The organism is Lachnoclostridium phytofermentans ISDg (assembly GCF_000018685.1).
GTDB classification, from domain to species: domain Bacteria; phylum Bacillota; class Clostridia; order Lachnospirales; family Lachnospiraceae; genus Lachnoclostridium; species Lachnoclostridium phytofermentans.
The window spans coordinates 2,510,109-2,524,815 of record NC_010001.1; the positions used below are offsets into that span (position 1 = coordinate 2,510,109).

Below are 14,707 nucleotides of genomic sequence, written 5' to 3' on the forward strand. Positions count from 1 at the left end.
ATGAAAGAATGAAAAACAAGAAAGAAGAATTAAAAAGAGAAGTAGTTTTAACCGCAAAAAGAGCATTGAAAGAAGGCATGGTTGCAGGTACTAGTGGTAATATAAGCGTATTTCTAGAAGATTTAAATGCAATGGCTATTACACCAAGTGGATATGACTATACTATCATGGAGGAAAATGATGTTGTTGTCATTTCTTTGGATGGTACGGTATTAGAAGGTCATCTAAAGCCTTCTTCTGAATGGAAACTTCATGCAGAAATTTATAAAAACCTTCCGCATGTGAAGTCAGTAGTGCATACGCATTCCCCTTATGCTACCAGCTTTGCGGTACTTCATAAAGAAATTCCAGTTATACTCATTGAGATGGTACCATTCTTAAAAGGAAGTATCGAAGTGAGTCCTTATGCAAAACAGGGAAGTAGTGATGTTGGCTCAAATGCAGTACCTATCTTGGGTAGAAAAAATGCATGTTTAATGGCTAATCACGGTGTGGTTGCAGTCGGAGATACATTAGGACAAGCATACATCAACAGTATCTATGTAGAAGATGCCGCTAAAATTTATCATATGGCGTTAACTGTGGGAACTCCGGTAGTATTAACGGAAGATCTATGGTAAAAAAATATTTTATTATAACAGAAAATTTATAGTAAAAAAATCATTTTAGTATAACGAAAGGATAATGCAACTGTTTAAAAACAGGCCACAAAATACTGTGGTAAGCATGGGTAATTATTATGAATGAAAATAATATGAACTTTTCTGCCTATGAACGATTATTGAAATGCTATGAGAGTTTTCAGAGGAAAATTAATTTCAAACCGTTCGTTGCACTTGTCTTGGGATCTGGACTAGGTGATTATGCAGATCAGATCAAGGTGGAGGCAACCCTTGATTATAATGAAATTGAAGGATTTCCTGTATCTACGGTAGCTGGACATAAAGGGCGTTTTGTATTTGGTTATGTGGAAGAAGTGCCAGTTGTTATTATGCAGGGAAGAGTACATTACTATGAAGGGTATGAGATGGAAGATGTCGTACTACCAACCAGACTTATGAAGATGATGGGAGCTAAGGTCTTATTCCTTACCAATGCTGCAGGAGGAGTAAACTTTAATTTCAAAGCTGGTGACTTTATGTTAATAACTGATCAAATCAGTAATTTTGTACCTTCTCCGCTTATAGGACCAAACATAGAAGAACTTGGGCTACGTTTCTGTGATATGAGTGAAGTATATGACAAAGATTTACGTGAAGTCATTCGTAATAGTGCGAAAGATATTGGTATGGAGTTACAAGAAGGTGTTTATATACAGCTAAGTGGCCCTAACTTTGAATCACCTGCTGAAGTTAAGATGTGTAGACTTCTTGGTGCAGATGCAGTCGGTATGAGTACAGCATGTGAAGCAATTACAGCAAACCATATGGGAATGAAGATTTGTGGCATTTCTTGCATATCAAATCTTGGCTGTGGAATGACAGAGGAACCATTAAGCCATATAGAAGTTCAAGAAACAGCAGACCGCGTAGCTCCGTTATTTAAGCAATTAATTACAACATCAATTCGAAACATTGCGGATGTAGTGAATTCCAAATAAGTTAAGCTGTTACTAGTTAGATAAATAGATTCTAAGACAACTAACTTATTAAGACTAATATAGTAACTATAAATTACAAGTAAATCAACACAAAATGAAGATAGATTAGAACTAAATTTCAATCAATCATGATAAAATGGCGTAAATCGCTGGAATGGAGGCTAAAATGGAAAATGTAACATTAAGTCCAGATGGTAAGTCCGTCGTAATTATTGATCAGACAAAACTTCCGAATGCAATTGAATATCTTACCTTATCTACATCTCGTCAGATGTATGATGCAATCTTTGCATTAAAGGTAAGAGGGGCTCCTGCCATTGGAATCTGTGCGGGATTCTCTATTTACTGTCTTGCTCAAACTATAGAAGAGACAGAATATGATGCATTCCTATTAAAGTTTCGTGAATATAAAGATTATCTTGATTCCTCAAGACCAACAGCAGTAAACCTTAGTTGGGCATTAAAACGAATGGGAAAGGTCGTACTTGATGCGAAAGATAAGAGTATTGATGAAATACTTTCATTATTAAAAGCAGAATGTATAGCAATCAAAGAAGAAGATATAAAAATCTGCAAAGCGATTTCTGAATACGGATTAGAGTTTCTTAAAGATGGTGATGGAATTCTAACTCATTGTAATGCTGGACCACTTGCTACAAGCCAGTACGGTACCGCTCTTGGACCATTAATTCTTGGAAAAGAGCGTGGAATGAACTTTAAAGTATTTGCAGATGAAACAAGACCATTATTACAGGGTGCAAGATTGACCGCTTTTGAACTTCACGAAGCAGGAATTGATGTGACTTTAATCTGTGACAATATGGCTAGTATTGTGATGAAAAATGGTTTCATCAACGCATGTTTCGTTGGATGTGACCGTGTAGCAGAGAATGGTGATACAGCAAATAAAATTGGTACCAGTGGTGTCGCAATCTTAGCGAAACATTATGGAATACCATTTTACGTAATGTGTCCTACCTCTACCATCGATTTAAATTGCAAAACTGGTGATGATATTGAAATAGAGCTTCGTTCCGAGGATGAGATCAAATCTAAGTGGTATGAAAAACCAATGGCTCCAAGCGATGTGAAATGCTATAATCCAGCTTTTGATGTAACTGATCATAATTTAATCACAGCAATTATTACAGAGCATGGCGTATGTAAAGCACCTTTTGAAGTAAGTCTAAGAGAAGCGGTTAAAAAGGCAGAGGACATAATTAATAAATAGTCCGTAATGGTAATTTTATAAATGATGTATTACATCATCATCAAAAATGATAAGAATGATTTTAAAAGAAGATATCAAATAAACTATCGATTTTTTAAGATAAATATTGTAAAGAAGACATCGATTTAAAATAAATCGATTTTAAAAAGATTCAATTCTTAAAGAATTGATATCAATTTTTAAAGAAGATAATTTTTCAAATCGATTCTTTATCAAATTGAATGTGTCTAGGAAAACATGTACAAACTTTAACTAGGTAAAATTACCAAATCATTTTATTGGTAATTTTACTCGAAAAGAACAGCGAAAGAATGGAGAAAATAACATGAGAAAATTAGCAGCAGTGATTTTAGGTGTTACAATGCTTGCAACTGTATTTACAGGATGCGGGAAAAAAGCCAATGAAAATAATAATAATAATTATAATCCAAGTGGTGCGACTGTAACAGAAGGTGCCTCTTCAGACGAAGCAAACAAAGGTAACAATGAAGGTAAAAAAGAAGCGCTTAAGATTGCAATCGTTAGTAGCCCATCTGGTGTAGATGATGGTAACTTTAATCAGGATAATTATACTGGTATCTTAGATTTCATTAAAAAACATCCAGATGCAACAGTAACTCCTGTAAAAGAACCAACAGGTGATACAACAGCTGCAATTCAGGCAGTTGCTGATATCGTAGCAGATTATAATGTTATTGTATGTTGTGGTTTCCAATTTGCAGGTATCGGTACTCTTGCACAAGATAACCCAAATGTTGATTTTATCTTAGTGGATGCATATCCAACTGATGCAGAAGGTAATGAAATAACAGCTAAGAACATCTATGCAATGCAGTTTGCTGAGCAGGAAAGCGGATTTTTCGCTGGTATGGCAGCTGCATTAGAATCAAAAACAAAAAAAGTAGCTTTAGTTAGTGGTATCGCATATCCATCCAACGTAAATTATCAGTTTGGATTTGAAAGTGGTGTTAATTACGCTAACAAGAAATATGATGCAGGTGTTAAATTAATTCAACTACCTTCTTACGCAGGAACCGATGTAACTGGTGCTAATGTTGGTGGTAACTATGTTGGTAGCTTCTCTGATGAAGCAACTGGTAAGGTTGTAGCAAATGCCTTAATTAAAGAAGGTGTTGACGTAATCTTCGTATCCGCTGGTGGTTCTGGAAATGGTGTATTTACGGCAGTTAAGGAAGCTACTAATGTTAAAGCAATCGGTTGTGACGTTGACCAGTACGATGATGGTGTTAATGGAAGTACTAATATTATCTTAACCTCTGTTTTAAAGGTAATGTCTAAGAATGTTGAGAAGCAGTTGAATGCAGTTGTTGATGGAACATTTACTGGACAGAATGCATTATTAAAAGCTGATACAGATTCTACCGGTTTTGTGGCAACCCAAGGAAGACAGCAAATGAGTGCTGAAACAGTCGAAAAAATAGAAGCTGCATATGAATTAGTAAAGAATGGTACCATTGTTCCAGCAGCAAATTTTAACGGAATTAAGTCTGATAGTTTTCCAGGTTTAGATAAATAGAAAAACGTGTAACTTACGAGGCTGACGCAAAGCTTTTTCAATAATTGACTAAGGTAGAAATACTCTTTTGAAAAGAACAATATTTAAAAGAGTATTCACTAGCTTTTCTTAATGGAATAGATGAAATTTGCAGCAGCCTCTGTATTTGTTATTAGATAAGTGGGAATATGTAATATTTCATACTGCAGGTGTTTAAGACGCTGCAACCACAAACTTGAAATCGCAAAATGTTACGTAGAAATGAGGATAAGGATGCCAGATTATATAGTTGAGATGAAGCATATTACTAAAAGGTTTCCTGGTATTGTAGCTAATGATGATGTGACTCTTCAGATAAAAAAGGGCGAAATATTCGCTATCTTAGGAGAAAACGGTGCCGGAAAGTCAACAATCATGAGTATGCTTTTTGGAATGTACGAACCAGATGAGGGTGAGATATGGGTACGAGGGAAAAAAGAAGTAATATCCTCCCCAAGTTATGCAACAAAACTTAATATTGGAATGGTACATCAGCACTTTAAGTTAGTACAAAATTATACGATTACAGAAAATATTGTGCTTGGTTTGGAGAAGACAAAAAGATTGTTTGGTATCTTACCTTACGTTGATATGAAAAAAGCCAATCAGGCAATCAAGGATTTATCAGAAAAATATGAATTAGAAGTAAACCCGCTAAAAAAAATTGAGGAAGTTCCAGTTTCGATTCAACAGCGAGTTGAAATATTAAAAATGCTTTACAGAGAAGCAGAAATCTTAATCTTTGATGAACCAACCGCTGTTCTAACCCCACAAGAGATTGACTCCCTTCTAAAAATAATTGAAGGACTTAGAGATGCAGGAAAAACAATTATATTAATAACACATAAATTAGATGAGATTAAACGAGTAGCAGATCGCTGCGCCATTTTAAATAAAGGTAAGTTGATCGAAGTTCTTGATGTAGCTACAACATCCACAAAGGAAATGGCAAATCTTATGGTAGGTCGTGAAGTAACCTTCCGCCTTGAAAAAATTGAACCGAAGTTTAAAGAAGCGGTTCTCGAAGTAAAAAATATAACTGTTAAAAATGAAGATAACTTTGAAGTGGTGAAAGATGTTTCATTTACCATCCATGGAGGAGAAGTGTTTGCAATAGCTGGTGTTGCAGGGAATGGTCAAGTTGAAATTGCAGATTCAATTGCTGGCTTAATGAAAACTACTTCTGGTTCTATCTGGTTAAATGAAAAAGATATCACAAAAGCTAGCATAAGAAGACGTACGGAAGAAGGAATTTCCTATATTCCTGAAGACCGACAAAGCTATGGTGTAGTGATGAATTTTACTCTTCAAGATAATATAGCACTAAAAAAATATTATAAAGAGCCCTTTTGCCATAAAGGCATTCTAAAAGAAGCGACATTTTCAAATTATTCCTCCAGTTTAATTGAGAAGTATGACATAAGAAGCGGTCAAGGAAATGAAACAATCGTTCGTTCTATGAGTGGTGGTAATCAGCAAAAGGCAATTATCGCTCGTGAAATAGAGATGGAATCTCCACTTCTTATATTTGTTCAACCAACAAGAGGTCTGGACATAGGTGCAATTGAGAATATTCATAAACAAATTATTTCAGAACGAGATAAAGGAAAAGCAATCTTACTAATCTCTTTAGAACTAGATGAAATTATGAATTGCGCAGACACCATTGGAGTAATTTATAATGGTAGTTTACAAAAAATTGCACCAGCAGATACACTTACGACTAAAGAAGTTGGAGAATTTATGATGGGAGTGAAGGGGCATAACAATGAGAAATAAATTAAAAAACAGTAAAGTTCAAGCCATTATGGTTCCTATCATTGCGATTATTGTTAGCTTACTAGTAGGAGCAGTTGTATTACTTGGCCTAGGTAAGAATCCTATCAGTGTTTATTATAATATTTTACAAGGTGCCGGTATACTTCCAAAGCCTTCTTATGCAGGGTATAAAGGATTGATTACGGATTTCTTTAGCTTACTTAACATGTGGACACCTATGCTATTTGCTTCCCTTGCGGTTGCAGTGGCGTTAAAGGCAGGGTTATTTAATATAGGTGTTGCGGGTCAGATGTTAACTGCTGGTTTTGTTAGTACCATAGTGGTTGGGTATAGCTCACTTAATGATTTTCTTGCAAAACCTCTCGTTATTTTAATTAGTATTCTTACGGGAGCATTGGTTGGCGGATTGATTGGATGGTTGAAACACCGTTATAATATCAATGAGGTTGTATCCTCCATTATGATTAACTATATCGCCCAATATGTGATTAGTTTCTTTATTACTATGTACTATATTAATCCTGTATCCAGACAATCAAATCCAGTAAGTAAAGCAGCAAGATTAACCTTAGTGGATATGAAAATAGGAAATTATAAGATGGATATTCCGCTTTCTATAATCCTAGCGATTATACTAGTTTTCGTTGTTAGGTTTTTACTGAATCGTACCAAAGTTGGTTTTGAGCTAAAAGCAATTGGCGAAAGTAAAAATACTGCAAAATACGCTGGTATGAATGTGGGTAAAAATATGGTATTAGCTATGGCAATCTCAGGTGCATTAGCCGGACTAGCTGGTGTTACTTACTATCTAGGATACTTTGGATCGATTCAACCGAAGGTGTTACCTAGTATAGGATTTGATTCTATTGCAGTAGCACTACTTGGTAATTCGAATCCTGTTGGTATCTTATTCTCTTCCTTATTAATTTCTATTATTAATAAAGGTAGCACATATATGAGTTCCGCTGCCGGTGTAGAAGCTGAAATTGCTTCTGTTATTACTGGAATTATACTTCTATTTTCAGCTTGCAGTTTTTATATTAGACATAAGATTGATAGAATAAGTTCAAAATCAGAAGAGAAGAAGAGCGAAACTCTTACAGAATTGCAAGATATAAGATCTAGTTTTCATAAAGAGGGAAAACAAGAAGAGAAAAAAATAGAATCAACCGAAGTAAAGGAGGATAACAAATGGAATTAATAATTATAGACGGGTTATCCTTTGCATTACCATTATTTATTATGGCAATTGGCGGAATCTATTGTGAAAAGAGTGGAATAACAAATCTTGCATTAGAAGGTCTACAAGGATTTGGTGCATTTTGTGGAGCATTTGCAGCTGTTCTAGCAATGCGAGCCCTTGGAACAGATTCCTCTGTACCATTCTATCTTGCATTATTTATAGCCATGCTTGGTGGTATGGTATTTTCCTTAATCCATGCACTTTTATGTATTCGTTTTAAAGCAAATCAAGTAATTAGTGGTGTTGTAATTAATATTTTAGCATTATCCTTAACTACCTTTTTAACAAAACAGATTAATCGTGGATTATTTAATGCACCTTCGGATAAGTTCGTATTAGGTGTTTCTAATAAACTTACGATACCTGTTTTATCAGAGATACCTGTAATCGGGGCAATATTTAAAAACATATACCCTTTTCAAATTGTTATCATTGTAATTGCATTTATAGCTTGGTATATTCTATATAAAACAAGATTTGGATTGCATGTAAGAGCGTGTGGGGAAAATCCTCATGCTGTCGATGCAGCAGGAATCTCGGTAGCAAAGACTCGTCTAGTTGCAGTTATCGTATCTGGTGCATTGTCTGGATTAGCTGGTATTAGTTTTGCATATTCTATCTCTGCAAACTTTTCTGGTAGTATTTACACTGGATATGGTTACCTTGCTATCGCGGGATTAATCTTTGGAAACTGGTCAATCCTTCCGACATTAGGAGCTTGTCTGTTATTTGGTTTTGCAAGATCTGGTGGGTATCAGCTTGTCCAGATATTAGAATTACCAAGTGCCTACTCAGACCTAGTTATGATTTTACCTTATGCATTAACAATGCTTTTACTTGTATTTTTCTCTAAGCATAATCGTGCACCATCTGCACTTGGTGAAATTTACGATAAAGGAAAACGTTAGAATAAAAGATACCTATACCAAAGAGAGTTTTTAATTTATAAGCAATTGCAGTATAAATTCCTATAAAATTAATTAGGAGTGAGGGTTGAATTTCACTAAACAAATTTGTATCTGCGCTGAGCTACAAACTTGTTATGAGAAAAAAGCAGCGCAGAAATGAGGTAAACTATGAATATTAGATTCTATCATGCTCGCATCGCTACTATGCAAAACGATTGTGGTATCATAGAAGGAGAGCTTTGGGTTACAAATAATCGAATCTCTTATGTAGGTACCGAAAGAGAAAGCCAGATTTCATGGGATAGAGAAATTGATTGTAAAGGGAATCTATTAATGCCAGGATTTAAGAATACTCATACGCATTCTGCTATGACATTTCTTAGATCCTACGCTGATGATTTACCATTGCATGATTGGTTAAATAAACAGGTATTTCCGATGGAAGCGAAATTATCACCAGATGATATCTATCACTTATCAAAACTAGCCATCTTAGAGTACCTAACTAGTGGTATGACAGCAAACTTTGATATGTATATTACACCAGATACGATAGTCCAGGCTTCGATAGATACTGGATTTCGAACCGTTCTTTGTGGTGGAGTAAGTAACTTTTTGCATTCTGTAACACAGGTTGAGGATTGGTACAAAAAATACAATAATTATCATGAGCTAGTTTCATTTCAACTCGGTTTTCATGCGGAATATACAATAGATAGAGCGACACTTATGGATTTAGCTTCGTTAGCAAAACAGCTAAAAGCTCCAGTTTATACCCATAACTCAGAGACAAAAGCAGAAGTTGATGCATGTATATCAAGAAATCAAATGACTCCAACTGCATATCTTGATTCCTTAGGTATCTATGATTTTGGTGGTGGCGGATATCATTGTGTTCATATGACCGATGAAGACCTTTACATCGTAAAGAGAAGAGGAGTTTCAGTTGTTACAAATCCTGGTTCTAACACGAAATTAGCAAGTGGAATTGCACGTATTGAAGATATGTTATCACTTGGAATTAATATAGCAATCGGAACAGATGGCCCTGCAAGCAATAATTGTCTTGACATGTTTCGTGAGATGTTCTTAGTTACAGGACTTTCTAAATTAAAGAATGAAGATGCGTCCTCAGTAGATGCAAATGAAGTTCTTAGGATGGCAACTGTAAATGGTGCAAAAGCGATGTGTCTTACAGACTGTGATTGTCTCGCTGAAGGAAAATTAGCAGATTTAATCATGATTAATTTACATCAGCCAAATATGCAGCCAATGAATAACATTACTAAAAACATTGTCTATAGCGGAAGTAAAACCAATGTTAAATTAACAATGGTCAATGGCAAGATACTCTATGAAAATGGTGAATTTTTCGTAGGAGAAGATCCAGAGGCTATTTATGCGAAGGCGAATGAAATAATAAATCGTATGAGATAATTTAATTACCGAGAGATATGATACAGTAGTTTTTTAAGATTATGAAGCTATCGAGAGATATTCCATTCATTAACCGTTTTCATTCCATACTTTTTACGTTTTAGGCATAAATTTGAATAATAAGATTAGTATTTTACTTATATTGAAGGCAGTGACATTATAAAGAGTCACTGCCTTCAATATTGATATTACTTTTTAATTTTCACTGGTTCCAGTAGATTTAGAAAATACTCATTTTTACTTCCATCGGGGCTATCATTACGAATATGTTCTTCAAAACATAGTTTCGAGTGATCAGATTCATATTTATCATTTATTGATAGTAGTTCCATTAAGGTTTTCCATGAGCCCCCGATATCATCACTGCTTTCAAGCATTGCATATAACCCGCCAGGTAATCTCATTTCCTTAAGATTATCCGGAACAGCTATTTCATCAGGAATAGAAGCGCACATGCCATATCCATAAGGCTTACCTTCTCCGCTTGGCATTGGATTCATGTTTCCACCAAACAAACGTGCTGTTCCTGCTAGATTTGCTGATTTTAACCAGTCTATAACGGGTATCATTGCCTCCTCTTCGGGCGAAACGCTCACTGCAATGTTGTATGCGACCCTCATTGGGGGTAGTGTGATAAATCTTAGATTTTTACTATTTTCTTGCTGATTTAACATGATTAACTCCTCCATTTCGTATTGTAACTCATTAGTCAGTTTTATGTTTGCCAGCAGTTTCGATATATTTGCATCCGTTATCAATTGATCACTTTGTTCCTGTAAAAATGACAAGAACAGAACCAACTGATTTTCTTTATTAGAAATTTCAACCCTTTGAGCTTTTAAAGCAGAAAGTCTGTTAACAATAACTTCTTGTAATTTATTAAACGTTTTGTTATCCATAACAGTCTTTATTTCACATATCGGAACATCAAATTTTCTTAGTAATGCTGTGATATGAATACATAGAACTGCATTGTCATCATAAACTCTCCATCCAGAATCATTATCCCTTTTACTGCAAAAAAGTTCTTCCGATTCCCAATGACGCAAAGTACGGCTCGTCAGCCCTAGCTGCGCAGAGAGTTTATGGATTGCGATTAGATTATTCACTTCTTTTACTCCTTTCAGAGATATCTCTAAAATTATTTTAACACTTGACGTTGCGACAATTGCAAGAGCTTTTTTTCTTAGAAATCACATCCGCTAGCTTACTTTTTGAGTTTATATAATACTTCTTTTAAGTCCTTAATTACAATCGGTTTTCCCTCTTTATCAAGAAGCGGTGTCATCGTATAGAAAAATAAAACACCATTGCATAAGTAATGAACACCTGTTTCACGGTCAACTATAATTTCAATTACTCTCAACACACCTTGTGAATAGACAGTTGTAAATCGTTTATTTTTCATGTCACAATACTCCTTTATTTTACTTTATTACCATACATGATATCATACTGTCTTTTATGCAAGCAAGTGTGCTTCTATTTAGCTAGCTTAAAAATAATTCTAAAAAAACTTGCAACGAACAAAGTGATGCACAAAATCCACTAGTATGATAGACTAAAATATAATGTAGCTACTGGTTTTTATATCAACATGTACCTTTCTACAAATAGATATCATCCTCAATCATATAACGAAAATTTAGGAGGGAACAAGATGTATCAATATAAAAATTTATCAGTTCAAGATGTACATAAAATCGAGGAAATCGATGCGGAATGGTTTATACATAAAGCTTGGAGACAAAAAGATGGTGAACTAACCTTAGTTGAAATCAATTGGTTAGAAAAGGAATTGCCAAATGGTTTACCATGGCACAAAGAACACTTTGTTAATTCTCTAGATGGAGGAGGCAAAGCGATAGGTTGTTTTAATCACGGTACTATGGTTGGATATGCTACATTAAATGCAGATTTATTTGGTGAGAAGAAAGATTATCTGCTTCTTGATCAGATATTTATATCTAAAAATGATAGAAATCATGGGATTGGAAAAGAGCTATTTCATAGATTGGGTGAATGTGCTCTTAAGTTAGGCGCTAAAAAGTTATACATTTGCTCAGCTTCTGCAGAAGAAACGGTTGCATTTTATAGAAACCTTGGATGTATAGATGCAACTGAAATAAATGAAGAACTTTATGCAATAGACCCAAAAGATATACAACTAGAGTATATCTTATAGGTTTTTAGGGGTGATATCATATGAAAATTGACCGACTTTTAGCAATAACCATTTACCTACTCAACCATAAACGTACGTCTGCTGGGGATTTAGCAAATCGCTTCGAAGTTTCCACTAGGACAATTATGAGAGATATCGATTCTTTATGTCTTGCAGGTATTCCTGTCATATCGACCTTCGGCGTGGATGGGGGTTATGAGATTATGAAAACATTTCAAATGGAGAAACAAGTGGCAGGTGAGATCGATTATTCCTTTATCCTCGCAGCTTTAAAAGGTTTATCAACGGCATATCCAGACAGAGAACTTGAGAATACGATCGAGAAGTTACAGAGTTTAGGTGAGAATTCCACTCAGAGTATCGTAATTGATCTAGGTGTTGCAAATGAGCACAAGGGAATCAACTCTTTACTTTCCATGTTAAGTCATGCGATAAAAATAGAGCACATAGTAGAGTTTACCTATACAAATACAGATAATATAACAAAATCCGCTGTTGTAGAACCAGTATCTATCATTTACAAATGGTATCATTGGTATTTACTAGCTTATCAACCAAGCCATGAAACTTATTGTTTGTATAAGTTAATTCGAATGGAGCACTTAACCATACACGATCAGGAAAATACGATGCTGCATATTCCAAAGGATGCTATGCATATCTGGGAAAGCAGAAATGAAACCCGTACCATGACAACGATAAAGCTAAGGTGTTCCTCTAGTATACGATCCAGATGCTTAGAATATCTAAATGGTACTATTATTGAAGAATATTCGGATGGTGATTTTCTATATGAGATTATGGTACCGGAAAATGAACAATTTTGGTTTGGAACAGTACTATCTTTTGGAGATAAGGTAAAAATTATAGAACCGCCTGAAATTATAGAGAGGGTAGTTGCTACATGCAGTGAAGTTATAAACCAATATAAAAATATTGAATGAAAAGAATAATTTTGAATAATGACGTACTGTTGTCATAGTTCATTTGATACATTTCTTAGGAAGGGATATTCCCTATACTAGGAAAGGAGCAAGTAGTAGATGATATACTTTCATTAAGTAAGTTTGTATTTTCTATTACTAAGGTTTATAATGAGTAATATTAAGAGATATCAGGTTAATGAGGATAACGCATGGTCTGAGATGGTAGAGGCAGGAGATTTTGTATTTTTAAATTTCTGTGTTGGTAACGTGGGGCAATCAGTAGAAGCACAAGTTCACGGAGCGATTAATTGTATGGAGTATAACTTAAAGAAACTAGGATTAACTCTTGAGCATGTAGTTAAAGTTACCGTCTTACTGAGAGATGCATGGAATATCCCGATTATGGAAACGGTGTTTAAAGAGAGATTTGCTGGGAATTATCCAGCGAGAATAACAATACAAACAGAATTTGCTCATTGTGGAGGAGCAGATGGATTACATGCTCAAATTGATGCAATCGCTTATCGGAAGTAATAGATAGATAATATCAATATGAATTCCATAAAAGAATTAGCTAAAAATGTTTAAAAATTAATCACCTAAAGAAGAATTTATTTTAAGTTATTTAATAACCAAAATTTTATATGGTAAGAAAAAGAATGATTTAAACGATAAGAAAAAGAAGTTTTTGAATATTAAAAAAAATTTTGAACTAAGTAAGGGAAAGAATAGTTTTTTATTAGTAAGGATAAGAGTGATTTAAGATGTGGAAACAACAGATAGAAGATTATTGTAAGTCATTAGGCCTTGATACAATCGGTTTTATACGCAGTAGAAGATTCGTTGAATTAATTGATTTCTATGAGCAAAGAAAAGAGAAGAACTTACAAAATGAATTTGAAGAGAAGGACATTGAAAAGAGAATCGATCCGAGCCTTACAATGGAGAGCGGGAAAACAATTATATCCATTGCATTTCCTTATTACCATGATGAGGAGTATAAAGAAAATGGATTTTCTATTTATACGAAACGTAACGATTATCACAAAGTATTGAAATCCTATCTCAACAAAGTGTGTGAATACATTGAAAGCCTTGGAGGAAAAGCGGAGTGTTTTGTAGACAGTAATGCTCTTCCTGAGCGTTACATCGCTTATTTAGCAGGTGTTGGCTTTATTGGTAAGAATAATATGTTAATTACTAAGAAATATGGTTCGTATGTTTTTCTAGGAGAAGTTATAACAGACTTAGAGATGGATTTGGAGGATGTTAGAACTTATCATGAAATTCCGAAGTATATAGAATGTGGTGATTGCAAACTCTGTTATCATGAATGTCCAACAAAATCAATCAATCAAACCAAAATTAATCCAAATATCTGTTTATCCTACCTCACTCAAAAGAAAGACCTATCCGATCAGGAGATTAGTCTCTTAAAAGGTAATGTTTTTGGATGTGATTATTGTCAACTAAAATGCCCTTATAATGAAGAAGTTGAAACTAATGTTTTAGATGACTTTAAAACCTTAAGTTATATGAATGAGGATATGGAAATCTTTGCTTCCATGGATAATAAATTCTTCAAAGATAAGATAAGCAATACTTCTTGCGAGTGGAGAGGAAAGAACGTGATTAAAAGAAATGCAATTCTCCGTATGCATAGAGAAAATCAAGATATCACTAAGTTACGAGGGGATTCCCCATATATCAATGATTATATTGAACGATTGCTGAAGAAACGTGATGTGAAAGAATAGTTATATTATGAAAATATCTTATGTGAAGTCTATAATTTATGTTTTATGTAAAGCCTTATATAAGGAGTCTTTATTATTGAGTTTTA

14 protein-coding genes are annotated in these 14,707 nt (G+C 34.5%); 12 read left to right on the forward strand and 2 right to left on the reverse strand.

Annotated elements, in window-relative coordinates; genetic code table 11:
* Positions 1 to 8 precede the first annotated feature (8 nt).
* From CPHY_RS10510 to CPHY_RS10545, 8 genes are all read left to right on the forward strand, one after another.
* Complete coding sequence (locus tag CPHY_RS10510) at positions 9 to 620, forward strand: class II aldolase/adducin family protein (protein WP_041704283.1); 612 nt, start codon at positions 9 to 11, stop codon at positions 618 to 620.
* 134 nt (positions 621 to 754) lie between these two features.
* On the forward strand, positions 755 to 1,600 hold the full coding sequence (locus CPHY_RS10515; protein WP_041704284.1) for a purine-nucleoside phosphorylase: 846 nt from the start codon (positions 755 to 757) through the stop codon (positions 1,598 to 1,600).
* A 166-nt stretch (positions 1,601 to 1,766) separates the two neighbouring features.
* Positions 1,767 to 2,831, forward strand: coding sequence for an S-methyl-5-thioribose-1-phosphate isomerase (gene mtnA / locus CPHY_RS10520; protein WP_012200055.1), 1,065 nt, complete (start codon positions 1,767 to 1,769; stop codon positions 2,829 to 2,831).
* Positions 2,832 to 3,156: 325 nt separating this feature from the next.
* Positions 3,157 to 4,368 carry a BMP family lipoprotein gene (locus CPHY_RS10525; RefSeq protein WP_012200056.1) on the forward strand — a complete coding sequence of 404 codons (1,212 nt, stop codon included), beginning with the start codon at positions 3,157 to 3,159 and terminating at the stop codon, positions 4,366 to 4,368.
* A 252-nt stretch (positions 4,369 to 4,620) separates the two neighbouring features.
* Positions 4,621 to 6,165: an ABC transporter ATP-binding protein gene (locus tag CPHY_RS10530; protein WP_012200057.1), complete on the forward strand. Its 1,545-nt coding sequence runs from the start codon at positions 4,621 to 4,623 to the stop codon at positions 6,163 to 6,165.
* Positions 6,155 to 7,366, forward strand: a complete 1,212-nt coding sequence (locus tag CPHY_RS10535; protein ID WP_012200058.1) for an ABC transporter permease — start codon at positions 6,155 to 6,157, stop codon at positions 7,364 to 7,366. The genes CPHY_RS10530 and CPHY_RS10535 overlap by 11 nt, the downstream gene beginning before the upstream one ends.
* Entirely contained in the window at positions 7,357 to 8,316 is a 960-nt protein-coding gene (locus CPHY_RS10540; protein ID WP_012200059.1) for an ABC transporter permease, read from the forward strand. The genes CPHY_RS10535 and CPHY_RS10540 overlap by 10 nt, the downstream gene beginning before the upstream one ends.
* 168 nt (positions 8,317 to 8,484) lie before the next feature.
* Positions 8,485 to 9,753: an amidohydrolase gene (locus CPHY_RS10545; protein WP_012200060.1), complete on the forward strand. Its 1,269-nt coding sequence runs from the start codon at positions 8,485 to 8,487 to the stop codon at positions 9,751 to 9,753.
* A 188-nt stretch (positions 9,754 to 9,941) separates the two neighbouring features.
* Here CPHY_RS10545 and CPHY_RS10550 read toward each other — a convergent pair whose 3' ends face one another.
* Positions 9,942 to 10,862, reverse strand: a complete 921-nt coding sequence (locus CPHY_RS10550; protein WP_012200061.1) for a MerR family transcriptional regulator — start codon at positions 10,860 to 10,862, stop codon at positions 9,942 to 9,944.
* A 98-nt stretch (positions 10,863 to 10,960) separates the two neighbouring features.
* Positions 10,961 to 11,161, reverse strand: coding sequence for a DUF6440 family protein (locus tag CPHY_RS10555; protein ID WP_012200062.1), 201 nt, complete (start codon positions 11,159 to 11,161; stop codon positions 10,961 to 10,963).
* A gap of 252 nt (positions 11,162 to 11,413) precedes the next feature.
* Between CPHY_RS10555 and CPHY_RS10560 the strand changes: the two genes are divergently transcribed.
* From CPHY_RS10560 to queG, 4 genes are all read left to right on the forward strand, one after another.
* Positions 11,414 to 11,938: a GNAT family N-acetyltransferase gene (locus CPHY_RS10560; protein ID WP_012200063.1), complete on the forward strand. Its 525-nt coding sequence runs from the start codon at positions 11,414 to 11,416 to the stop codon at positions 11,936 to 11,938.
* A 20-nt stretch (positions 11,939 to 11,958) separates the two neighbouring features.
* The gene (locus CPHY_RS10565) at positions 11,959 to 12,882 is read left to right on the forward strand and encodes a helix-turn-helix transcriptional regulator (RefSeq protein ID WP_012200064.1); all 924 of its coding nucleotides are present in this window, start codon (positions 11,959 to 11,961) and stop codon (positions 12,880 to 12,882) included.
* A gap of 150 nt (positions 12,883 to 13,032) precedes the next feature.
* On the forward strand, positions 13,033 to 13,398 hold the full coding sequence (locus CPHY_RS10570; protein WP_012200065.1) for a RidA family protein: 366 nt from the start codon (positions 13,033 to 13,035) through the stop codon (positions 13,396 to 13,398).
* A gap of 230 nt (positions 13,399 to 13,628) precedes the next feature.
* The gene (gene queG / locus CPHY_RS10575) at positions 13,629 to 14,621 is read left to right on the forward strand and encodes a tRNA epoxyqueuosine(34) reductase QueG (RefSeq protein WP_012200066.1); all 993 of its coding nucleotides are present in this window, start codon (positions 13,629 to 13,631) and stop codon (positions 14,619 to 14,621) included.
* The last annotated feature ends 86 nt before the right edge of the window (positions 14,622 to 14,707 follow it).

What these genes read in the sequence shown, in the direction of transcription:
- CPHY_RS10510 (WP_041704283.1), top strand. Translation starts at nt 9, where the DNA reads ATGAAAAACAAGAAAGAAGAATTAAAAAGAGAAGTAGTTTTAACCGCA.
- CPHY_RS10515 (WP_041704284.1), top strand. Translation starts at nt 755, where the DNA reads ATGAACTTTTCTGCCTATGAACGATTATTGAAATGCTATGAGAGTTTT.
- mtnA (WP_012200055.1), top strand. Translation starts at nt 1,767, where the DNA reads ATGGAAAATGTAACATTAAGTCCAGATGGTAAGTCCGTCGTAATTATT.
- CPHY_RS10525 (WP_012200056.1), top strand. Translation starts at nt 3,157, where the DNA reads ATGAGAAAATTAGCAGCAGTGATTTTAGGTGTTACAATGCTTGCAACT.
- CPHY_RS10530 (WP_012200057.1), top strand. Translation starts at nt 4,621, where the DNA reads ATGCCAGATTATATAGTTGAGATGAAGCATATTACTAAAAGGTTTCCT.
- CPHY_RS10535 (WP_012200058.1), top strand. Translation starts at nt 6,155, where the DNA reads ATGAGAAATAAATTAAAAAACAGTAAAGTTCAAGCCATTATGGTTCCT.
- CPHY_RS10540 (WP_012200059.1), top strand. Translation starts at nt 7,357, where the DNA reads ATGGAATTAATAATTATAGACGGGTTATCCTTTGCATTACCATTATTT.
- CPHY_RS10545 (WP_012200060.1), top strand. Translation starts at nt 8,485, where the DNA reads ATGAATATTAGATTCTATCATGCTCGCATCGCTACTATGCAAAACGAT.
- CPHY_RS10555 (WP_012200062.1), bottom strand. Translation starts at nt 11,161, where the DNA reads ATGAAAAATAAACGATTTACAACTGTCTATTCACAAGGTGTGTTGAGA.
- CPHY_RS10560 (WP_012200063.1), top strand. Translation starts at nt 11,414, where the DNA reads ATGTATCAATATAAAAATTTATCAGTTCAAGATGTACATAAAATCGAG.
- CPHY_RS10565 (WP_012200064.1), top strand. Translation starts at nt 11,959, where the DNA reads ATGAAAATTGACCGACTTTTAGCAATAACCATTTACCTACTCAACCAT.
- CPHY_RS10570 (WP_012200065.1), top strand. Translation starts at nt 13,033, where the DNA reads ATGAGTAATATTAAGAGATATCAGGTTAATGAGGATAACGCATGGTCT.
- queG (WP_012200066.1), top strand. Translation starts at nt 13,629, where the DNA reads ATGTGGAAACAACAGATAGAAGATTATTGTAAGTCATTAGGCCTTGAT.